Here is a 21,462-nt window from a genome sequence, read left to right as displayed (position 1 = left end):
CCCATCACCCAGCCCGGCACCTACAAAGTCTGCGCCTACGGCATCCCCGTCACCCCACTCTCCAACGGCAACACCCTCCTCGGATGCCAAACCGTTTCCCGTTAAGACCCCGGATTCGTCAAGCTCTGAATAGGGAGTGACCTCATGAACCGGCAGAAGGCCGGCGCCTCAAGGTGCCGGCCTTCTGCCATATTTGCGATTCAATGCCGAGAAGGCGCCCGTGCCGCCGCCGTCGTCACTCCGGCATGATCATGGTGCGCAGGTCCAGTTGGCGCAGCACCCGGTCTGCCACTTCGGGGTCCGTGTCGGGTTCGTTTCGGGCGTCCACGATCTCCTGCCGCGCCGCGTCGAGGGCGATGGTCTGCACGGCGATCGCCAGTTCACGTCCGCGCTTACGTTTCTCATCCACGCTCTCGTCCGGCAGGTTCCTGCCGAGCAGGTCTGAGCGCAGCCGGGTCATCTTCTCCTTGACCAGGGCAACCTTTTCCGGCGGCAGCGCCTTAATGAATTCGGTGTCTTTCAGCGCCGCAATGGCGGCTTCCTGGGCCCTGGAAGCCAATATCCGGGCAGCGTCGCGTTCCTCGGAGCCGTCCCCGGACGCGTGCAGGACCCGCATCAACCACGGCAGCGTGAGTCCAGGCAGCACGAGCGTGGTGAGCAGACCGGCGCAGGCAATGACCAGCATTTCGCTGCGGGCCGGGAACGGGGCGCCGTCGGCCAAGGTGACGGGCAGCGCGAGTGCCAGTGCCAGCGTGGCCAGGCCTCGCATCCCGCACCAGGTCAGGACCAGCACTTCCTTGGTGGACGTGGGGCGCAACGTGTTCTTCTGGCTCCGGGCCATGCCGGACATCATTGCCAGCCAGCCGAAACGCACGACGAACACCAGCAGGCAGACCACTCCGGCCGTCCCCGCCATGCCAAGAACGGCGGCTCCTTCGTCCCGGATGACCTGTCGGATCTCAAGGCCCACCAGCCCGAAGGCCAGCCCGGTCACGAGTAACTCCACCACGTCCCAGAAGGCGGTCCGGGTGACTCTTTCTGCGGCGTCCTGAGGCCGCGAGTGGCGCTTCATCTCCAGGGCCGTCACGACGACGGCGATGACCCCGGAGGCGTGCAGCTCCTCGGCGAGGATATAAGCGGCAAACGGGACAACGAGGGTGACGGCGCTGCGGGCCACCATCGATTGCACCAGCCGCGTGATCAGGCCCGTGAGCCAGCCCATGACGATCCCGAGCCCCACGGCCACGGCCGCACCAACGACGAACTGGATGACGACTTCGGGCCCAATTCTGGTGCCGGAGGTGGAAGCCGCCACGGCGGCCTGGAAAATGACGATGGCGGCGGCGTCGTTGAACAGGCCCTCGCTCTGCAGGACCGTGATGAGCCGCCGGGGCATGTGCACCCGCCCCGCAATGGAGTCCACCGCCACGGGGTCCGGCGGCGCGACCATGGCGCCGAGGGCAATCGCGGCCGGGATTCCAATGCCGGGAATCATCAGCCACGCTGCCCCGGCCACGACCGCGGTGGACGCCACCACGAGCGCGACGGCGAGCATCAGGAGCGTGCGCCAGCGGACCCGGAACACCGCCCAGGAGCTGCGCTGCGCGGTTGCGAAGAGTAGCGGCGGCAGGAAGATGGGAAGGATCAACTCGGGCGAGATGTCCATCTCGGGGAAACCCGGGATAAACGTCAGCGAGGCGGCCAGGATCAGCATCAAAACCGGGTACGGCAGACGAAGCCGGTCGCCGAGGCCCACCGCCACCACCGTGGCGAGAAGAAGTCCGACTATGAGGGCCAACTGGTCCATATGCTCACTTTCCCGTGATTATCGCAGCCGGTACCCGGTCGTCGGGATCCGGTCCCCGCCGGGCCGGCCGGCCGGCCCACTGCCCTGCCGGGGCCCTAGCTGATCGGTTCCAGCGCGGCAGCCAGCGGAAGCGTACCGTCCCGGAACTCGACGGTCCGGCCAGCTGTCCGCGGCCGGCCCAGCACCGCGGCGGCTACGAGAGCTACGTTGGCGCGCGAAGTGCCGGTGCCGTTGGAGGTGTCCGCGGGGTTGACGTCGATGAGCCCGTTGCCGGGCCCATCCGTCAGCGCACCGGGTCCGAGGATTGTCCATTCCAGCCCGCTGTCGCGCAGGTGGGCGTCCGCGGCGGCCTTGGCCTCTGCGTAGGCGTGGAAGCTGTTGTCCGGCGGGACGCCATGATCCAGCCCGGCGCCGAGGTAGGACACCATGACATACCGCCGCACGCCGGCCAGTGCGGCTGCGTCCATGGAGCGGATGGCCGCGTCCCGGTCCACGGCGTAGGTCCGCTCGGGAGCGCCACCGCCGGCGCCCGCGGACCAGACCACCGCGTCGTGCCCCGACAACGCCGCCGCGATTTCCGCCGTCGTCGAGTTCTCCACGTCCAGGACAAGCGGTGTGGCGCCGGTGGCGGCCACGTCATCGCCGTGGTCCGGGTTGCGGATGATGGACGTAATATTGGCCCCGCTCTTGGCGAGGATGCCCGAGAGTTCCAAGGCCACCTTGCCGTGGCCGCCGATAATTGCGATTCGCGTCATCGATCCATTCTGTCCCAAGAGCTCTGCCCCCGTACCTATCCGGCTATTAGCGGACTGCAACTAAAAGACCCCGCAGGACGAACCTGCGGGGTCTTAGCTGTAGCGGTGGGGAGGCTCGATCTCCCGACCTCACGATTATGAGTCGTGCGCTCTAACCAACTGAGCTACACCGCCACGAATGAGGAAAGCCTGTCTCAAGCCGGTCAAAACCGCCTTGACACAGGCCCTCATCCAGAGCCCCCCACCGGAATCGATCCGGTGACCTCGTTCTTACCAAGAACGCGCTCTACCACTGAGCTAGGGGGGCAACGAGTAAATACTTTACCGGAAGATCGGGCTTCCAACAAATCGACCGGCTGACCCTGTCGGGCCTGTCCGAACCAGCGCCATTCCAAGGATTTCGGGGCTTCGACCGGCCTCAGCGGGGGTGCCGTTGACTGGTCCGCGGCAAGGATGTGACGAAGCCTACTCGGGGCAGGGGCCGGTCCCCAACGCAGAACGGACCGGCTCCAAGAGCCGGCCCGTTCTGGTTTTGCCTAGGAACTAGTGGTTACCACTTGTTGCGGGGCTTGAAGCCGCCTTCTTGGCGGGGCTTGCGGGTGTCGGTACCGACGCCACGCTCGTTGCGGTCGCTGAAGGAGCGGCCGCCGCGGTCCGCGGAGGAACGCTCGCCGTCGCTCTTGCGGAATTCGCGCTTGAAGCCGCCGTTGCCCTTGAAGTTTCCGCTGCCGCCGGAGTAACCGCCCCGGTCGCCACCGCGGCTGCCCTGGTAGGCGCCCCGGTCACCGGAAGGCTTACGGCCGTTGTCCAGTTCGAGGTGGATCAGCTCCCCGCCGATCCGGGTGCGGGACAGGGCCTTCAGCTGATCGGCGCTCAGGTCCGCCGGGAGCTCCACGAGGGTGTGGTCCGAACGGATATCGATGCCGCCGATCTGGGCCGAGGAGATGCCGCCTTCGTTGGCAATGGCGCCCACGATGGAACCCGGCATGACGCGCTGGCGGCGTCCGACGGCGATCCGGTAGGTGGCGTTACCCTCGGTCAGTGTGCGGGTCGGCCCACGTGAGCCGAAGCCGTCCTTGGAGCGCTCGCGCTTCTGGAATTCCGGAGCGGCGGGCAGTTCCTTGACCAGGAGCGGCTGGCCGCCCTGCGCCATGACGGCCAGTGCCGCGGCAATCTCGGCGGCCGGCACGTTGTGCTCCTGCTCGTAGGAGGCGATCAGGTCGCGGAACGCCGATACATCCTCGGATTGGAGGGTCTCCGTGATCTTCTCCGCGAATTTGCCCAGGCGCAGGGTGTTGACCGACTCGGCGGTGGGCAGGTGCATCTGTTCGACCGGCTGCCGGGTCGCTTTTTCGATGGAACGCAGCAGGTACTTCTCCCGCGGCGTCATGAAGAGGATTGCGTCGCCGGAACGGCCCGCACGGCCGGTGCGGCCGATGCGGTGCACGTAGGACTCAGTGTCGTGCGGGATGTCGTAGTTGACCACGTGGCTGATGCGTTCGACGTCCAGGCCGCGGGCCGCAACGTCGGTGGCGACGAGGATATCGATCCGGCCTTCCTTAAGCGCCTCAACGGTGCGTTCGCGCTGCTGCTGCGGAATGTCGCCGTTGATGGCGGCGGCCTGGAATCCGCGGGACTTCAGCTTGTCGGCCAGGTCCTCAGTTGCCATCTTGGTACGGACGAAGGCGATCACGCCGTCGAACTCTTCGACCTCGAGGATGCGCGTCAGAGCGTCCAGCTTGTGCGGGCCCATGACCTGCAGGTACCGCTGGCGGGTGTTGGCGCCGGTGGTGGTTTTGGACTTGACCTGGATCTCGGCCGGGTTGTTCAGGTACTGCTTGGAGAGCCGGCGGATCTGGCTCGGCATGGTGGCGGAAAACAGCGCAACCTGACGGCCCTCGGGGGTCTGCTGGAAGATCTGCTCCACGTCTTCGGCGAAGCCCATGCGGAGCATCTCGTCAGCCTCGTCCAGCACGAGGTACTGGAGCTCGGACAGGTCCAGGGAACCCTTGGCGATGTGGTCGATCACGCGGCCGGGGGTACCGACAACAACCTGGGCGCCGCGGCGCAGGCCGGCCAGCTGGGGGCCGTAGGCTGAGCCGCCGTAGACCGGGAGGACGGTGAAGTCATCGATGTGCTTGGCGTAGGAGGTGAAGGCCTCGGCGACCTGGAGCGCGAGTTCGCGGGTCGGAGCCAGGACCAGGGCCTGGGTCTTGCGGGACGGGCCGTTCAGGTCGTGGAGTTCGGCCAGCCGGGACAGCGCCGGGACAGCGAATGCTGCAGTCTTACCAGTGCCGGTCTGGGCCAGGCCCACGACGTCGCGGCCCTCGAGCAGCAGCGGGATGGTCGCGGCCTGGATCGGAGACGGCTTCTCGTAGCCGACGTCCTGCAGGGCGGCAAGGACGCGGGCGTCGATGCCGAGGTCAACGAAGCGGAGGCCGCCGTCGTCGTCGCCGGCGTCAGCGGTATCTTCGCCGGTGGTGTCAGCGGTTTTTTCGCCGGTGGTGTCAGCGGTATCTTCAGCTGCGGCAGCAACCGTTTCGGCAGTCTCGACGTCGGCTTCCGTGTTCGCGGTGTCGACGGAGTTGTCCTGATTTTCGGGCATAGGGGAATTTCCTCATCCATAGGGGCCAGGCGGCACAACCCGAGGTGAGCGGAGCCGCAGTACGCGTGACACAAAGGTGCCGGGCATACATTGACCGGCCGGTCACATAGAAGTCCGGCGCTTTCGCAATCCCGTGGCAGGACTTCCCGCTGCATCTCTTGGCTGCTATCCCAGCAGTCTGTACAGCGTTTTCTTTAGCCGGCTCTCCCTATGAAAATGCCCGCATCACATTAGCGGGCCCCAACACTTGCCAGTCCTGCCTCAAAAATTGGGCAGGAATAAGGGATTTCCGGAGTGGGGGATATTTCTAGTGTACGGCATGCGGCGGCGCAGGTGCTAATGCAGAGGCCGACGACGGCGGTGAGCTTGCGCACACAGGCTCCGGCTACGCTACACGCCGAGGCGGCGCTGCAGCTTCTCGAACTCTTCGCGGTACTCGGGCTGGAGGCGGATCTCACCGTCGGCATCGGCGTCCCGCAAGGCTTCCAGATCCTCCAGCGCCGGGTCGCTGAACCACTTGCCGACGGTCACTCCGTGGGTCGGGACGTAGATCCGGTGGATGTGGTCGCCCGCCGCGATGCTGCCGACCCGCACCACCCGCAAATAGGCTCCCACCCGTCCGGCATCGGCGAACCGTTTGACCCACTGCGGCTCCCGCATCCGACGCTGGAACGTGGCGCAGGGGGTGCGGGGCGAGGTCACTTCGACCTCGACGTCGAGCCCGATCTTCCAGCGTTCGCCGATGACGGCATCGGTGGCGCTGACGCCCGCGATGCGCAGGTTCTCACCGAAGATCCCCGGCGGCAGTTCACGGCCAAGCTCGGCCGCCCAGTAGTCGGCGTCGTCCTGGGAATAGGCGTAGAGGGCCTGGTCTTCGCCGCCGTGGTGGATGCGGTCAGCTTGGACATCGCCGTGAAGTCCCAGCCGGTGGACCTTCACCGGACCCTCCACGGGACGTTTGTCGATCGCCGTCACGCCAACGTTCCCCGAGTCGGTCAGCAACTCGTGTACGCGGCAGACGGCAAGCACGGAAGCGGTGTCCATAGCACCAGTGTAGGCCGGGCACGGGTGGCGATTCCCGGAACTCAGGTTGCCGCCGTGAGCAGTCGGACTGGATGCGGGTCGGGTGCCAGCTCACCAGGAGAGGCTGGCGACAATGCTGCTCGAGATTTAGGGGCACGCCTTCGTCCGGGGGCGCCTTGGGCGCACTATTCGGCGTCGGGGGCATAGTTCAACGGCGTGTCCGTGCCAAAGTGCCCCCGGAGCGCGGGCGGCGCGGTCCATACCCGGCACGGAGACGCCCGGCACCCCGCCCATGAGCCAGCGCAGTCCGCGGTAGCTCTGCGGGGTTTCATGCAGGGTCCAGGCGAAGGCCGGAAGACCGCGAGAGCCCGGCGATTGGCGAGACGTCGGTCCTGGGCCGGATCCGGCTGCGGCGGTTCGGCAGTACAGTCCCCGGAGGGTGGGGCGTCCGGGTTTTCGGCGCCGAGCCTTTACATAAGTGCTTCCCCCAAATTTGCTGCTGCGCGACGCTGGCGCATGGACACCGCTAACGGCCGCCCCCGAATCCTGCCCTCCATCCGGCCGAGCCGTCAGGCCGGCAGCGGGACAGCCGCCTGCGCCGGGGTGTCCTTGCGGATGGTGGCGCTGATGACGGCGGCAATCGTGCACATCGCCGCGGCGGCAAACCACGCGTAGGTGTACTGGCCGGTGGCGTCCCGGACGGCGCCGGCGGCCAACGCCGCTGCGGCGGCGCCGAGCTGGTGTGCGGCGAAGACCCAGCCGAAGACCACGCTGCCGTCAGCACCAAACACTTGGCGGCAGATCGCGGCCGTCGGCGGGACGGTGGCCACCCAGTCCAAGCCGTAGATGACCACGAAGACGAGCATGCTGGGTTTCACCTCGTCGCTGAGCAGCAGCGGCAGGACAAGCAGCCCGATGCCCCGGAACTGGTAATAGACCGCGAGCAGGATCCGCGGGTTGAACCTGTCCGTGAGCCAGCCGGACGCGATGGTCCCAACGATGTCGAAGATCCCGACGACGGCGAGCAGGCCGGCAGCGGTGGTTTCGGGCATGCCGTGGTCGTGCGCTGAGGGGATGAAGTGGGTGCCGATCAGTCCGTTCGTGGTGGCGCCACAGATGGCGAAGCCTGCCACGAGCGCCCAAAAGGTTCGGACCCTACTGGCCCGCTTGAGTACCTGAAGGGCCCGGACGGCGGCATTCCGGCGGGGCTCGGCTGCTCCGGCCGGAAGCAGCGGCTCTGCGCTACCGCCGCCGGCAGCGCTACCGCCGGGCCCGGGCCCCGCCGCCGGCGCCTCGGCGCCGTACGGGAGTGTTCCGACGTCGGCCGGCGAGTTCTTCAAAAACTTCAGCACCAGCGGCACCACGGCAAATGCCCCGGCGGCAATCAGCAGAGAGGCCTGCCGCCAGCCCGGATTCTGGGCGAGGGCGGCGATGAAGGGCAGGAAGACCAGTTGCCCGGCGGCGCTGCCCGCGGTGAGGATGCCAACCACCAGCCCGCGGCTCTTGGCAAACCAGGTGTTGGCAATCGTGGCGGCGAAGACCAGCGCCATGGATCCGGTACCGAGCCCGATCAGCAGCCCCCAGGTCAGCAGGATCTGCCAGGACTGGTTCACCAGCACGGTCAGGGCGCTGCCGGCACCGATCAGCACCAGCGCCACGGAGGTCACGGCGCGGACCCCGAAGCGCTCCATCAGGGCCGCGGCGAACGGTGCCGTGAGCCCGAAGAGCACGAGGTTGATGCTCACGGCTGCCGAGAGGACAGTGGTGGACCAGCCGAACTCGTTCTGCAGGGGCAGCATCAGCACGCCGGGGGCGGCCCGGAAACCGGCGGCGCCGACCAGTGCCAGGAACGCGACGGCGGCCACGATCCAGGCCGGATGGATCCGGCGGCCCGCGGAGCGGCGGGGCGTGGTCCGGAGTTCACTCATGCTGCGGTTCCGTTCTGCCGTGTCGACTGCCGTGTCGCCGGGGCGGTGGCGAGGGGTACCGGGTTGGCGGTCCGGGTGAGGCTGTGCCAGCTGGTGTTTTCGGCCGTGAGCCGTTCGCCGCAGGCCGTACAGCTGTCCGCCGAGGAGGTGCGCGCCCCGCAACCGCGGTGGACCACGAACATGTGCGCTTGTTCGGACGGCGCGGCCAGGTGCTTTTCGGCCCAGATCACGACGGCGTTGAGTACCGGCAGGGCATCCTCGCCCTTGCCGGTGAGCACGTACTCCTGCCGGCGCCGGACGCCGTCGTCATAGGGCCGGCGGGTGAGCAGGCCGGCCTGGACGAGGGCGCCCAGTCGCCGCGTGAGGACCGAGTCGGAGGCCCCCAGCCGGGCCTTCATCGCGTCGAAGCGCCCGTTGCCGAAAAAGACTTCGCGGAGGACCAGGATGCCCCACGGGTCTCCGAGGATATCCAGGCCGCGGGCCATGCTGCAGCTGCGCCGGGACCAGTCGGATCGAAGTGCCATACCGGCAGATTAGCTGGCTATCTTCAAGAAAGCTAGGTTGCGGCGGGGACGCAGGACCCTGCTACTCCACTACCCGCATCGCGGCGCGGGACGGCCGATAAGCCAGCGCCCAGTACACCAGCATCGCCGTCCCGCAGACCACGCCCAGGCTCGCGACAATGAGCTGCCATTGCGTCTGCGGGTCCTTGCCCCACTCCTGAGCCCCGGCCAGGACCGAAAGGTACTTGGGCGTCAAGTAGAAGGCGACCGCGGAGGCGGCCACGATGATCCAGCCGGCCAGCCGCATCGTGCCCTTGCGCGAGGGCACCCGGTGCATCGCGAAACCCATGCACGGCAGCGCCACGGCCATCCAGACCCAGTGGTGGGACCAGGACACCGGACTGATCAACAGCATCAGCAGTGCGGTGGCAGACACTGCGACGAAGTTCTCCTCCGCATCCACCGCCCACTTGATCACGAGTGCGGCCACAGCAGTCAAGGCGAGGGAGAGCACCAGCCACACCAGGGTTGTCAGGGACGAGTCCGGCAGGCCGAGGTGCAACAGCAGTCCCTTGACCGAGAGGTTGTCCACGTACGCGGGGCCGCCGATCCGTCCCGTGTCCGGCAGGATCTTGGTCCAGAACGTCACCGAGGCCGTGGGCAGCAGGGCCCAGGCCAGCGCGATCGACCCGAAGAACCCGACGGCCATCCAGCCGAGGGCCTTGAAGTCGCGGCGGACCAGGAAGTACAGCCCGAACGCGAGCGGGGTCAGCTTGATCCCGGCCGCGATCCCGATCAGCAGGCCCGCCGGCCAGCGGAATTCGCCCACCGGCGATTTTCCGTACAACGCTTTTCCAGCCGGCGATTTTCCGTACAACGCTTTTCCAGCCGGCGATTTTCCGTACAACGCGAAGTCCGCCAGGATCAGGCCCATCAGGATGACGTTGATCTGGCCGAAGTCGAAGGTGTCCCGCCAGGGCCCCAGCAGCAGGATGGCCGCGGTGCCGGCGAGCGCCACGGCACGGAACCGCCAATCCGCGGCGGCGTCACGCCAGCGGCCCAGCCCGAAGTAGTGCCGGGTCAGCCAGGCGGAGACGACGGCGGCACCGACCAGCGCGGTGGCAATGAAGGTCAGGCTGCCGGCGCGTTGGCCCAGCGTTGCCAGGGCAGCAAAGATCAGCGCGGCGAAGGGCGGGTAGGTGAACGGCAGCCCGTCGCGGGGGGCGTACAGCTCGTTCACACCGGCCTCCCCCGCCTGCAGGACGCGGTTCCCGCCGTAGAAGTAGACCTCAAAGTCGTTCATCAGCGGGATGTACGCCGAGTACAGCACCACCAGCGCGGCGACGACGGCGGCCGCGCCTGCCGCCGTCGCGATCCAGCCTCGGGTGGCGGTGCGGGCCGGCTTGGAAGCAACGGTCACCGGAGGCTAGCTGCCCGTCTCAAGGCGCGCGAAGGCCTGCTCGAGGTCCGCGATCAGGTCCTCGACGTCCTCGATACCGCAGGACAGCCGGATGAGGTTCACCGGGACGGCCAGTTCGGTTCCCCTGACCGAGGCGTGCGTCATCTCGGAGGGGTAGTTCATCAGGGATTCGATGCCGCCCAGGGACTCCGCCAGGGTGAACACGGAGGTAGACTCGGCCACCGTCCGTGCCGCGGCCTCGCCGCCCTTGAACTGCACCGAGATCATCCCGCCGAACTTCTTCATCTGCTTCTTCGCGAGCTCGTGGCCCGGGTGCGAGGGCAGGCCCGGGTACAGCACGGCTTCCACTTCCGGGCGCTCGAGCAGCCATTCGGCCACGGCCTGGGCATTGTCGCTGTGCCGGTCCATGCGCACACCGAGGGTTTTCAACCCGCGGGTGGTGAGGAATGCATCCATCGGCCCGGACACGGCGCCGACGGCGAACTGCACGAAGCCGATCTTCTCGGCCAACGTTGCGTCGTTGACAATGATCGCGCCGCCGACGACGTCGGAGTGCCCGCCGATGTACTTGGTGGTGGAATGCACCACGACGTCGGCGCCGAGCGCCAGCGGGTTCTGCAGGTAGGGCGAAGCGAAGGTGTTGTCCACCACGAGGAGGGCGCCGGCGAAGTGCGCCACCTCGGCCAGCGCCGCAATGTCGGTGATCTTCATCATCGGGTTCGAGGGCGTCTCGACCCAGACCAGGCGGGTCTTGCCACCGCCGGCGGCTGAGCCGCCTGCCGCGACGGCCTTCGCGACGGCGTCCAGATCGGACATGTCCACCGGGGTGTTGCCGATCCCCCACTCGCCCAGGACGCGGCTGATCAGCCGGTAGGTGCCGCCGTAGGCGTCATTGCCGAGCACGATGTGGTCCCCGGGCCGCGTCAGGGCGCGGATCATCGAGTCCTCGGCCGCGAGGCCGGAGCTGAAGGAGAAGGCTGCGGTCCCGCCCTCCAGCGCGGCGAGCTGTTCCTGCAGGGCGTCGCGGGTGGGATTGGTGCCGCGGCCGTATTCGTAGCCTGCCCGGAGGCCGCCGATCCCGTCCTGTGCGTAGGTGGAGCTGAAGTGGACCGGGGGCACCACGGCGCCGGTGCGCGGCTCGAAGGCCTGGCCGGCGTGCACGGCGCGGGTGTTGAAGCCGGCGTTTGTCGCGGAAGAGCTTTCTGGCTGGGACATGGAACTCCTTGAACTGGTCAGTTGCTGAGGTAGGCGAGGAGGTCGTGGCGGGTCAGGATCCCCACCGGGGCGCCGACGAACGTCACCATCAGGGTGTCGGCGTCGGAGAGGAGTTCGCGGGCCGTCGTGATCGATTCGAGCGACCCGATCACGGGGAGCCTGGCCTCCATGTGGTCGGAAATGTTGTCGGTGAGATTGGCCTCGCCGCGGAAGAGCTTGGCGGTCAGCGTGCGTTCGTCAACGGCCCCGAGGACCTCGCCCATCACCACCGGCGGCTCCGCGGACAGCACCGGGATGTGCGAGACGCCGTACTCGTTCATGATGTTGATGACGTCGCGGACACTCTCGTTGGGGTGGATGTGCACCAGGTCCGGAAGTTCGCCGGTCTTGGCCTTGAGCACCTCCTCGACCGAGGCTTCGTCGCCGCTGGCCAGGAAGCCGTAGGAGCGCATCCACTGGTCGTTGAAGATCTTCGCCAGGTAGCCGCGTCCGGAGTCCGGCAGGATCACGACGACGACCGCGTCGGCGGGCAGGTCCTTGGCGGCCTGCAGCGCCGCGACGACGGCCATGCCCGAGGAACCACCCACCAGCAGGCCCTCCTCGCGGGCCAGCCGTCGGGTCATGGCGAACGAGTCGGCGTCGCTGACGGCGATGACGTCGTCCGGAACGGCTTTGTCGTAGTTAGCCGGCCACATGTCCTCGCCGACGCCTTCGACGAAGTACGGCCGGCCGGTGCCGCCGGAATACACCGAACCGGCAGGGTCGGCAGCGATCACCTTGACCACGCCGCCGTGGGCCTCGGGCCGGTCCGCGGAGGCTTCCTTGAGGTAGCGGCCGGTGCCCGTGATGGTGCCGCCGGTGCCGGCGCCGATCACGCAGTGCGTGACTTTGCCGTCCGTGTCGTTCCAGATCTCCGGGCCGGTGGACTCGTAGTGGCTGGCCGGGGCGGCCGGGTTGGAGAACTGGTCCGGCTTGTAGGCGCCGGGAATTTCGGTGACGAGGCGGTCCGACACGCCGTAGTAGCTTTGCGGGCTGTCCGGGGCGACGGCGGTGGGGGTCACCACCACCTGGGCGCCGTAGGCCTGGAGCACTGCACGCTTGTCCTCGCCGACCTTGTCCGGGACCACGAAGATGCAGCGGTAGCCCTTCTGCTGCGCCACCAGGGCCAGGCCGACGCCGGTGTTGCCGGACGTGGGCTCCACAATGGTCCCGCCGGGCAGGAGCTTGCCGCTGCGCTCCGCCTCGTCGATCATTTTGGCGGCGATACGGTCCTTGATGGACCCGCCGGGGTTCAGGTATTCCAGCTTCACCAGCACCGTGGCGGAGATGCCGTCGGTCACGTGGTTGAGTTTGACGAGCGGCGTATTGCCGATGAGGTCCAGAACGGACTGGGCGTACTTCATAGGTACAAAGTTACCGTCTCCGCGGCCGCGGGCGGGCCTCGTCGCGCGGGCAGTGCGGCTGGCGGCGCTGCTGATCGGCGTGAACTTCGGCCCGCTGGTGTCCCCCTGGGCGTCGCTCGCAACACTGCTCTGGCACGAACGCCTGCTTGCGCTCAACGTCGAGATCCGCGGGGGCGTCAGGCGCCGATGTCGGCCGCAGCCGAGCCGGCCTCTCCCTCACTCGGTGCGTTCTGCCAGAGTCCGACGACATTGCCTTCGGTGTCCCGGAAGTATGCGGCCCAGCCCATGGAGCCGACTTCCTGCCGTGCTCTCACCGTGCTCCCGCCCAGGGAATTGATCCTCTCCAACGCCGCGTCAATGTCATCAACGTCCACCGTGATCACCGGGGACCTGAGGTCTCCTTCGCGGCGGAACATGCCGCCGTTGATGGAGCCCGGAACGGCGGGCATGCCCGACGCATCAGTCGCCGTCGTCTTGATCATGGCGTAACTCATCTCCGGCAGGGAACTAACTTCCCAGCCGAACGCCGAACTGTAGAACTTTTCCGCGCGGTTCTCGTCCTCCGCAGGGATTTCGAAATGCACCACTCCCCCAGCCATCACAGTCTCCTGACCATCAAGGGATGCGCTCCCGGGGCGGGCACGGAATATCCGCGCCACAGCCGGAGTCTAGTCCGACAGGAGGCCGAGGATAAGGGCACGATGGGGCCGCGGAACGCCGCCACGGGGCGGTCCCGGACGGGTCCGCCATCAGCCCGCCGTGGGATCATGTTCGGGTGACCATCGCAGAACTCCCCGCCGGCGCTCCAGCGCCGGACGCGTCGCTGCAGTGGCATCCGGGCGGCCCGTACGATCTGCTGCAGACGCTCGGCACGCTCCGCCGCGGCCACGGCGATCCCTCGATCAGGCTTGCCCCGGACGGGCTCTGGATGGCATTCAGAACGACGGCCGGCCCGGTCACACTCCGGCTGGCCCCGACCGGCCCGGCGGCCGCGTCCTGCATCGAAGCGCGCGTCTGGGGCCCCGGCGCAGCCTGCGCGGTCGAGACCGTTCCCCGGCTGCTGGGTCGCGACGACGACTGGGCGGACTTCGACGAACCGGCGTTCCAGGCCACGCTCCCCCGGATGGTCGCCGAAGCCCGGCGCCGGAACCCTGCTGTCCGGCTGCCCGCCACCGGCCGGATCATCGATGCACTGGTGCCCACGGTCCTGGAGCAGAAAGTCACGGTGATTGAGGCGCGCCGCGCGTACCGCTACCTGATGTACCGCTTCGGGACCGCGGCGCCCGGTGCGGGCGGCGCGGCCCCCGCGGACCTCATGGTCCAGCCCACGCCCGAGCAGTGGCTGCGCATCCCTTCCTGGGAATGGCACAAGGCCGGAGTGGGCCCGCAGCGCGCGGCCACCGTCATGCGGGCGTTGCGCTCCGCCGCCGCCCTGGAACGGCTGGCGGTGCTGCCAGCGGCCGAGGCGGCCACGAAGCTGCAGGCCATCCCCGGGATCGGTGTCTGGACGGCGGCCGAGGTGGTTCAGCGCACGCACGGCTGTCCGGATTCGATCGCGGCGGGCGACTACCATCTGGCCGCCTACGTCGGTGCGGCCCTGACCGGCCGGCGGACGGACGACGCCGGCATGCTGCGGTTGCTGGCGCCGTGGGCCGGACACCGGCAGCGTGTGGTGCGCATGATCGGGCTCAGCGGCTTCCGGAAACCGGTTTTCGGCCCGCGGATGACGATCCAGGACCACCGCGGACACTAGCCCCTCCACGTGGTGCCGAAACCAACGCTCGGCGGCACTCCGGGGGCACTTTGGCGCGGACACGCCGTCAACTTTGGGGACGACGTCGAACGTGGCGCCCAAAGTGCCCCCGGACCGCCTGACCCACATTTGCTTCAGAGCCGCAGCCGGGCCACTGCCTCCTGGCGCATGTCCACCTTGCGGATCTTGCCGGAAACGGTCATCGGGAAACTTTCCCTGACGTCCACGTAGCGCGGGATCTTGTAGCGCGCCAGCTTGCCGCGGCAGAATTCCTCCAGGCCCGCGGCATCCAGCGGTGCCGCTCCGGGCTTGAGGATCACGCAGGCCATCAGTTCCTCGCCGTACGTGGCGTCCGGAACCCCGATCACCTGGACGTCCTGGATATCCGGGTGCGTGTAGAGGAACTCCTCAATTTCGCGCGGATAGACGTTTTCGCCGCCGCGGATCACCACGTCCTTCATCCGGCCCTCGATCACGAGGTAGCCGTCCTCGTCCATCCGGGCCAGGTCGCCGGTGTGCATCCAGCCCTCTGCGTCGATCGCCTCCGCGGTCTTGTCCGGCTGGTTCCAGTAGCCCTGCATCACCGAGTAGCCGCGAGTGCACAGCTCGCCGATCTCGCCGCGCTGCAACACCGCCCCGGTGGCCGGGTCCACGACCCGGCTCTCCAGTTGCGGCATGGTCCGGCCCACGGTCTGCGTTCGCTGCGCCAGGGTGTCCACGCCGCGGGTCATGGTGGAGACCGGCGAGGTCTCCGTCATGCCGTAGCAGATGGCCACGTCGCGCATGTTCATCTCCGCGATCACCCGGTTCATCACCTCGATGGGGCACAGCGATCCGGCCATCACGCCGGTGCGCAGCGTCGAGAGGTCGTAGGAGGCGAAGTCCGGCAGTGCGAGTTCGGCGATGAACATGGTCGGCACGCCGTAGAGCGACGTCCCGCCGAAATCCTGTACGGCCTCCAGTGCGGCCGCCGGTGAAAACCCGCGGCCCGGGATAATGGTGGCGGCGCCGTGGCTGAACGCCGCCAGGTTGCCGATCACCATGCCGAAGCAGTGGTAGAACGGCACCGGCAGCACCACCCTGTCGTGCTCGGTGTAGTCGAGCAGTTCCCCGATGGAGTAGCCGTTGTTGAGCAGGTTGTGGTGCGTGAGGGCGGCGCCCTTCGGGAAGCCGGTGGTACCGGAGGTGTACTGCAGGTTGATCGCGTCGTGCGGCTCCAGTTCGGCCATCCGCGCCTTCAGACCGGCATGCGCGACGTCGTCGGCCCGCTTCAGCAGCTCAGCGTACGTCCGCTCCGCCTCGCTTTCCGGGTCCCCGGCAGTGAGGCCGGGCAGGCCCGAGTCCGGCAGGAACACGAGTTCGCGCAGTTCGGGGCATTCGGCCAGGGCCTGCCGGGCCATGCCGGTGTAGTCGCTGTTCCGGTCCGACGGCGCAGCCACCAGCATCCGCATGCCGTTCTGCTTGACGACGAACTCGAGTTCGTGGCTGCGGTAGGCCGGGTTGACGTTGACCAGGATCGCACCGATCTTCGCCGTGGCGTACTGCAGCATGGTCCATTCGGCGCAGTTAGGACTCCAGATCCCAATCCGTTCCCCCTTGGCGACGCCGAGGGCCAGCAACGCCCGGCCCAGCCGGTCGACGTCGTCGTTCATCTTGGTGTAGCTCCACCGCCGGGCTTCCCCACCGGGGACCGCGGCGGCCTCGATCAGCGCATCGTGGTACGGAAACCGGGCGGCGATTCGCTCGAAATGGTCGCCGATGGTTTCCTCGATCAGCGGGACGTCAGTGTCCCCGGCTGTATACGAAAGCATGGTGTGACGCTACCAACAGCGCGCCGGCATGAGAAGGGCAAAGCGTGGAAGTCCTAGGAAATGTCCAGGACATCTTCCGACGTCAGTGCGGCCGCCCGGTAGGGTAAATGCCATGAGCGCACCCATTGACCTGCAGGCCACTTTCATCCCCAACGACGGCGAATTCTTCCGCGTGAAGCTTGCCCTGGAAATCGCGATTGACGAGGTGGTCAACGAACCGGGCTGCATCCGCTATGAACTCACCGAGGCGCGCGAGGACAAGCTGGTGTTGACCGAGCAGTGGGCTTCGCAGGAGGACCTGGACAAGCATGCCAAGGGCACGGCGCTCCAGGACCTGAATGAGTCCCTGAGCGCGCTGCTGGTCGAGCCGGTCACCGTCGAAAAGCTCTAAGGCGGCCGGCACCCACCACGGAGCAAAAGATCAACACCGGGTTCCTAAGCGGGGCTTAGAAGTCCGGGATCTGGGTGCCGTCCTGCGGGGCGACAGCAGCCTCGGCCTGCGAGCGCGTCACGTGCGCGTGGACTTCCGTCATGTCGAGGGCCTTGACGGCGTCGACCACCTGCTCCAACTGCTGGGCGTTCAGGGCGCCGGGCTGGGAAAACACCAGCACCTTTTCGCGGAAGGCCATCAGCGTGGGGATCGAGGTGATGCCGGCCTCGGCCGCAAGCTGCTGCTCCGCTTCGGTGTCCACCTTGGAGAACACCACGTCCGGGTGCTTCTCCGAGACGGCCGAGTAGGTGGGGCCAAACTGCTTGCACGGGCCGCACCATTCGGCCCAGAAATCCACGAGGACGATGTTGTTGTCCTCAACGGTCGATGCGAACTGTTCACCTGTAATGTCTACGGTTGCCATGCGTCAACCGTACGCGAGCCTCCCGCGATAGTCCGCTGCGTTTCGCTCTTGGCACATCCTGCCGGCCAGGCCCGGATATCAGGCCCAGACGTGCGGGGCCGGGCGGCGGGCACCCGGCAGCGCGTTGGTTTCGCGCCAGTCGTGGATCCATTCCGGCAGCTCAAGATCCGCGGGAGGGGCCCCGAATTCGCGGATGATCTCGTCCTGGCTGACCGGCTTGCCCTTGCTGACCAGCCGGGTGGCGATGTGGGCTCGCGCGTAGATTTCGCCCTCGACCACCATGCGCTGCTCAAAGTAAATTGCTTTCTCATCCAGGCCGATGACCTTGGTCTCGATCGTGTACCGCTGCCACAACTTCAGGGAGCGGCGGAAGGCGATGGTCTCTCCCGCCACCACCGGCGTCCAGCCGCGCCGGCGGACGGCCTTCCAGGTGCCGCTGCGTGCCATCAAGTCGAACCTGCCAAGGTCCATCAGCGAGAAATACATGCCGTTGTTGACATGCATCGCGATGTCAATGTCAGTGGGCAGGACCCTGAGCGGGAGCGAGGCCGTATCCCAGATGCCCACCGGCGGCCGTCGGGCGGACTTGATCAGCAGGATGAGGGTGCGGAGCAGCAGATGCATGCGCACTATGTTAACCGCGAGTAACAACCGTGCCAAGGCGGGCCGACCAGGGTCCATCCTGGCCGCCGTCGAGCGCGCATCGATTGCTCCGTAGCTGCCGTTTTCACGCCTCAAAAGGGCGGTTAGGGAGCAGTCCCTGGGCCGAGCAGGCCCTTCGCCGGACAGGCCGGGCAAAAGAAAAGCCTCCGGAACCTGGCGGTTCCGGAGGCTTATCGAGGGTGGCAGATGAGGGATTCGAACCCCCGTAGGCGTTGCCAGCTGATTTACAGTCAGCCCCCTTTGGCCGCTCGGGTAATCTGCCGAACTTCAAAAGAAGATCACTCGCGGCTTCCATGATCGGAACGCCTGTTTCCAGTCCGTTCCGCTTCCAGCAACCGCGGGCAAGACAACTTTACAGAACTTCCGCCGAAGAATCGAATCGGCGTGATCCGGCGCCCGGAGACCCGGAAATTCAGGCGTCACCGAGGATCCGGCCGGCAAGTTTGGCCTCGAACTTCGCCGCCTGCTCCGGCGTGACCTGGTGCAACTGCACCGCCCTGGCCAAATCCGCCTGCACCCCGTCCAGGCGGACGGAGGCCTCGGCTGCGGGGCTGAGGATGATAGAGGCGGCCAGGGCTGCGGCGGCCACCGACGTCGCCGCCGTCGTGAGAGAACTCGCCGCGGCGGCGGTGGAGCGGTTGACGTACTGGATGGCCCTGCGGTTCATGTGCGTTGCCTCTCGAACGGTTCTTTCAACGGAGACAACTCTGCCGGACCAAGCTTCGTTCCCACCGAGGTTCAGCTTTGAGCCGACTGTGCGGACCGGCCCGCTCCGCGGCACCTTCACAACCAGAGCATCCGTACTAGGCTGGACCGCAGAAACCACCGCCCCGCAGACGGGCGTTAGGACAATCACCAGGAGGACAGTCATGGCAGGCGAATCCACATTCGACGTCGTCAGCAAGGTCGACAAGCAGGAAGTCGCCAACGCGCTGAATCAGGCCCAGAAGGAACTGGTTCAGCGTTACGACTTCAAGGGCGTCGGCGCGGAGGTCGACTTCAGCGGCGAGAAGATCCTGATGAAGGCCAATTCGGAGGAGCGGGTGCTGGCCGTTCTGGACGTGCTGCAATCCAAGCTCATCCGCCGCGGCATCTCGTTGAAGTCCCTCGACACGGGCGAGCCCTACCCCTCCGGCAAGGAATACCGTCTTGAGGCGACCATCAAGGAGGGCATTGCCCAGGATCTTGCGAAGAAGATCAACAAGCTCATCCGCGACGAGGGCCCGAAATCGGTCAAGTCCCAGATCCAGGGCGACGAGCTGCGCGTGACGTCCAAGTCCCGCGATGATCTCCAGGAAACCATGAACCTGCTGAAGAACTTCGACGAGGCCGACCTTCAGTTTGTGAACTTCCGCAGCTAGGCACGCGTCCGGCACGCGTCACGGCACCGCTACCCCAGCGGCCGTCCCGCCATGCGCTCCAGCCGGCCGATCCGCTCGCTCATCGGCGGGTGCGTGGAGAACATCCTCGCCACGCCGCCGACGCTGCGGAACGGGTTGGCGATCATCAGGTGCGAGGCGTTCACCAGCCGCTGGTCCTGCGGCAGGGGCGCGAGCTGCACGCCCTGCTCGATCTTGCGCAGGGCGGAGGCGAGCGCCAGCGGATCGCCGGTGAGGACCGAGCCGTCCTCGTCGGCATCGTACTCCCGGGTCCGGGAGATGGCCATCTGGATCAGCGAGGCGGCAAACGGCGCCAGCAGGGCCGTTGCGATCAGGGCCAGCGGGTTCGCATTGCGGCGGTCACCGCCGCCGAAGAACAGCAGCATCTGGCCCACCGAAGTGATGACGCCGGCGACGGCGGCAGCCACCGAAGAGGTCAGGATGTCCCGGTTGTACACGTGCATCAGCTCGTGGCCCAGTACCCCGCGCAGTTCCCGTGCGTCGAGCAGCTGCAGGATGCCCTGCGTGCAGCACACCGCCGCGTTCTGCGGATTCCGGCCGGTGGCGAAAGCATTAGGCGCCATGGTCGGTGAAATGTAGATCCGCGGCATCGGCTGGTTGGCCCGGACCGACAGTTCGCGGACAATCTGGTACAGCTGGGGCGCCCCGGGCTCCGTCACCGGAAAGGCCTGCATGGACCGGATCGCAATCTTGTCGCTGTTCCAGTAACCGTAGGCGGTGGTGCCGACGCCGATCAGCGCCATGATCCAGATGGGCGCCGAGCTGCGCATCCCGGTTCCGATCAGCGCACCCAGGCCGAGCAACACCGCCCAGAGCACGCCGAAAAGGGCCGCAGTCTTCAGACCGTTGTGATGGTTGTGCACTGATCCTCCCTAGCCGCCAGTGGATGTTGTAACGGATCACCCACCTGAGAAACGAACCGCTAAGGGACCGGGTTCCGCGCGTCGTACTTGAGGAAACCGGATTGCCAACGGGCCACGAGCCACGCCACCGCCGCGCACAGCACACCGCCAGCGAGCAGAACCCAGCCCTCACTGAGCAGCCGGGTCGCGCCGCCGGCCAACATGTCGCCAACCCGGGGGCCGCCTGCCACGACGACCACAAAAACACCCTGCAGCCTGCCGCGCAGGTGGTCCGGTGTGGCGGACTGCAGGATGGTGGTGCGGAAGACGGCGCTGACGGAGTCGGCGATGCCGGCGAGCGCGCAGCACAGGGCAGCCGGCACCAGCCACAGGGTCACGCCGTGGGCACCGGAGCGGCCGGCGAGCACGACGACGAGGCCCAGCCCTGCGATTGAGGCGCCCCAGCCCATCACCGACCACACCACCGCCGCGCCCTGCGCCCGGACGGCCCCCAGCGGGCCGGAGAACAGCCCGGCCAGGAAGGCTCCGACGGCGGTCGAGGCGAGCAGTACGCCGACAGTGGCGTCGCCGCCGCCGATCATCAGCGCGGCGATGGCCGGCAGCAGCGCACGCGGCTGGGCCAGGATCATCGCGACGAGGTCAATCACGAAGGTCATCCGCAGGTTTGGCCGGGTGCCGAGGAAGCGGAAGCCCTCCACGACGGAACGCAGTCCCGCCCGGTGCGACACCTGCCCCGGCGGCATCGGCGGCAGCCTCAGCAGCGCCCAGACGACGAACGCGAAGCTGGCCACGTCGATCGTGTAGGTCCAGGCGAAGCCGATTGCGGCGACCAGTACGCCGGCCAGCAGCGGCCCGGCCGTCATGGTCAGGCCGAAGGTGATCATGCTCAGGGCGTTGGCCGCGGGCAGGAGCTCCTTGCGCACCAGCATCGGGATGATGGCGCTCCGGGCCGGCTGGTTGATGGCCTGCGCGCCGCTCTGCACGGCGATCAGGCCGTACAGCAGCCACACGTTTCCCAGCTGCAGCCTGGCCTGCAGCGCCAGGCCGACGGTGGTCAGCCAAAGCACCGCCGAGGCAAGCAGCGCGACGGTGCGGCGGTCGTGGGCATCCGCGATGGATCCGCCGAGGAGGCCGCCCACGACCAGCGGGGCGAGGGCGAAGATGCTCAGCAGGCCCACGTAGAGGCTGTCCTGGGTGAGCCGGTAGACTTCAAGGCTCACAGCCACCACGGTGAGCTGGCTGCCCAGCGCCGAGGCGGCGGATCCCAGCCACAGGCGGCGGAACACCGGGCTCTCGCGTAACGGCGTGATGTCCGCCAGGAATTTCCCCACCCGGCAACTCTAGTGGGACGAAAAGCGGTACTAAGCCTTGATCCACCGATGTTGATCGGGGCGCCGACGGCGATTTAAACCGAGAATGCCCGTCTTTTCAAGGAAAATGGAGCTTGTCTAGAACCCAT

19 protein-coding genes, 3 tRNA genes and 1 pseudogene are annotated in these 21,462 nt (G+C 67.3%); 4 read left to right on the top strand and 19 right to left on the bottom strand.

The annotated features are described in order from the left end of the window. Positions 1-235: 235 nt before the first annotated feature. From ABIB14_RS17885 to ABIB14_RS17835, 11 genes are all read right to left on the bottom strand, one after another. Positions 236-1,807, bottom strand: coding sequence for a Na+/H+ antiporter (locus tag ABIB14_RS17885; RefSeq protein ID WP_354237253.1), 1,572 nt, complete (start codon positions 1,805-1,807; stop codon positions 236-238). 95 nt (positions 1,808-1,902) lie between these two features. Beyond that, the gene (locus ABIB14_RS17880) at positions 1,903-2,562 is read right to left on the bottom strand and encodes an NAD(P)H-binding protein (protein ID WP_354237252.1); all 660 of its coding nucleotides are present in this window, start codon (positions 2,560-2,562) and stop codon (positions 1,903-1,905) included. Positions 2,563-2,662: 100 nt separating this feature from the next. Next, positions 2,663-2,736: transfer RNA gene (locus ABIB14_RS17875), tRNA-Met, on the bottom strand. A 61-nt stretch (positions 2,737-2,797) separates the two neighbouring features. Further along, positions 2,798-2,869 (bottom strand) — tRNA-Thr (locus tag ABIB14_RS17870). Positions 2,870-3,112: 243 nt separating this feature from the next. Then, entirely contained in the window at positions 3,113-5,167 is a 2,055-nt protein-coding gene (locus ABIB14_RS17865; RefSeq protein WP_354237251.1) for a DEAD/DEAH box helicase, read from the bottom strand. A gap of 390 nt (positions 5,168-5,557) precedes the next feature. Then, the gene (locus tag ABIB14_RS17860; RefSeq protein ID WP_354237250.1) at positions 5,558-6,211 is read right to left on the bottom strand and encodes an MOSC domain-containing protein; all 654 of its coding nucleotides are present in this window, start codon (positions 6,209-6,211) and stop codon (positions 5,558-5,560) included. A 548-nt stretch (positions 6,212-6,759) separates the two neighbouring features. Further along, positions 6,760-8,118, bottom strand: coding sequence for an MFS transporter (locus ABIB14_RS17855; protein ID WP_354237249.1), 1,359 nt, complete (start codon positions 8,116-8,118; stop codon positions 6,760-6,762). Next, entirely contained in the window at positions 8,115-8,642 is a 528-nt protein-coding gene (locus tag ABIB14_RS17850) for a winged helix-turn-helix transcriptional regulator (RefSeq protein WP_354237248.1), read from the bottom strand. Before ABIB14_RS17850 ends, ABIB14_RS17855 begins: the two co-directional genes overlap by 4 nt. A gap of 61 nt (positions 8,643-8,703) precedes the next feature. Continuing rightward, on the bottom strand, positions 8,704-10,041 hold the full coding sequence (locus ABIB14_RS17845; protein ID WP_354237247.1) for a glycosyltransferase 87 family protein: 1,338 nt from the start codon (positions 10,039-10,041) through the stop codon (positions 8,704-8,706). Between the two features lie 6 nt (positions 10,042-10,047). After that, complete coding sequence (locus tag ABIB14_RS17840) at positions 10,048-11,256, bottom strand: cystathionine gamma-synthase (RefSeq protein ID WP_354237246.1); 1,209 nt, start codon at positions 11,254-11,256, stop codon at positions 10,048-10,050. A gap of 17 nt (positions 11,257-11,273) precedes the next feature. Beyond that, positions 11,274-12,659, bottom strand: coding sequence for a cystathionine beta-synthase (locus tag ABIB14_RS17835; RefSeq protein ID WP_354237245.1), 1,386 nt, complete (start codon positions 12,657-12,659; stop codon positions 11,274-11,276). A gap of 55 nt (positions 12,660-12,714) precedes the next feature. Here ABIB14_RS17835 and ABIB14_RS17830 point away from each other — a divergent pair. After that, positions 12,715-12,834, top strand: a pseudogene (locus tag ABIB14_RS17830) (arsenic transporter); the annotation flags it as partial. A gap of 1 nt (position 12,835) precedes the next feature. Here ABIB14_RS17830 and ABIB14_RS17825 read toward each other — a convergent pair. Beyond that, positions 12,836-13,258, bottom strand: coding sequence for a VOC family protein (locus ABIB14_RS17825; RefSeq protein WP_354237244.1), 423 nt, complete (start codon positions 13,256-13,258; stop codon positions 12,836-12,838). 176 nt (positions 13,259-13,434) lie between these two features. Here ABIB14_RS17825 and ABIB14_RS17820 point away from each other — a divergent pair, with 176 nt between their 5' ends. Next, positions 13,435-14,412, top strand: coding sequence for a DNA-3-methyladenine glycosylase family protein (locus tag ABIB14_RS17820; protein WP_354237243.1), 978 nt, complete (start codon positions 13,435-13,437; stop codon positions 14,410-14,412). 134 nt (positions 14,413-14,546) lie between these two features. Here ABIB14_RS17820 and ABIB14_RS17815 read toward each other — a convergent pair whose 3' ends face one another. After that, positions 14,547-16,223 (bottom strand): AMP-binding protein, encoded by a 1,677-nt coding sequence (locus ABIB14_RS17815; RefSeq protein ID WP_354237242.1) that lies wholly within the window; start codon positions 16,221-16,223, stop codon positions 14,547-14,549. 112 nt (positions 16,224-16,335) lie between these two features. Here ABIB14_RS17815 and ABIB14_RS17810 point away from each other — a divergent pair, with 112 nt between their 5' ends. Beyond that, entirely contained in the window at positions 16,336-16,614 is a 279-nt protein-coding gene (locus ABIB14_RS17810) for a putative quinol monooxygenase (RefSeq protein WP_354237240.1), read from the top strand. A gap of 55 nt (positions 16,615-16,669) precedes the next feature. Here ABIB14_RS17810 and trxA read toward each other — a convergent pair whose 3' ends face one another. The 4 genes from trxA to ABIB14_RS17790 all read right to left on the bottom strand — a co-directional run bounded on the left by trxA (position 16,670) and on the right by ABIB14_RS17790 (position 18,407). Further along, a complete protein-coding gene (gene trxA / locus ABIB14_RS17805; protein WP_354237239.1) occupies positions 16,670-17,077 on the bottom strand; it encodes a thioredoxin in 408 nt (135 codons plus the stop codon). A 78-nt stretch (positions 17,078-17,155) separates the two neighbouring features. After that, a complete protein-coding gene (locus ABIB14_RS17800) occupies positions 17,156-17,701 on the bottom strand; it encodes an acyl-CoA thioesterase (RefSeq protein WP_354237238.1) in 546 nt (181 codons plus the stop codon). A 219-nt stretch (positions 17,702-17,920) separates the two neighbouring features. After that, positions 17,921-18,002, bottom strand: a tRNA-Tyr gene (locus ABIB14_RS17795). Positions 18,003-18,152: 150 nt separating this feature from the next. Further along, entirely contained in the window at positions 18,153-18,407 is a 255-nt protein-coding gene (locus tag ABIB14_RS17790; protein WP_354237237.1) for a hypothetical protein, read from the bottom strand. Positions 18,408-18,609: 202 nt separating this feature from the next. Here ABIB14_RS17790 and ABIB14_RS17785 point away from each other — a divergent pair, with 202 nt between their 5' ends. Continuing rightward, positions 18,610-19,101 carry a YajQ family cyclic di-GMP-binding protein gene (locus tag ABIB14_RS17785; protein WP_354237236.1) on the top strand — a complete coding sequence of 164 codons (492 nt, stop codon included), beginning with the start codon at positions 18,610-18,612 and terminating at the stop codon, positions 19,099-19,101. Between the two features lie 29 nt (positions 19,102-19,130). Here ABIB14_RS17785 and htpX read toward each other — a convergent pair whose 3' ends face one another. Both htpX and ABIB14_RS17775 read right to left on the bottom strand, forming a co-directional pair. Then, positions 19,131-20,003, bottom strand: a complete 873-nt coding sequence (gene htpX, locus ABIB14_RS17780) for a zinc metalloprotease HtpX (RefSeq protein ID WP_354237235.1) — start codon at positions 20,001-20,003, stop codon at positions 19,131-19,133. 59 nt (positions 20,004-20,062) lie between these two features. Then, positions 20,063-21,334 carry an MFS transporter gene (locus ABIB14_RS17775; RefSeq protein ID WP_354237234.1) on the bottom strand — a complete coding sequence of 424 codons (1,272 nt, stop codon included), beginning with the start codon at positions 21,332-21,334 and terminating at the stop codon, positions 20,063-20,065. Positions 21,335-21,462 lie beyond the last annotated feature (128 nt).

The sequence above is a fragment of the Arthrobacter sp. UYEF3 genome (assembly GCF_040546245.1).
Taxonomy (GTDB): domain Bacteria; phylum Actinomycetota; class Actinomycetes; order Actinomycetales; family Micrococcaceae; genus Arthrobacter.
This window is presented reverse-complemented; position numbering and strand designations above follow the sequence as displayed.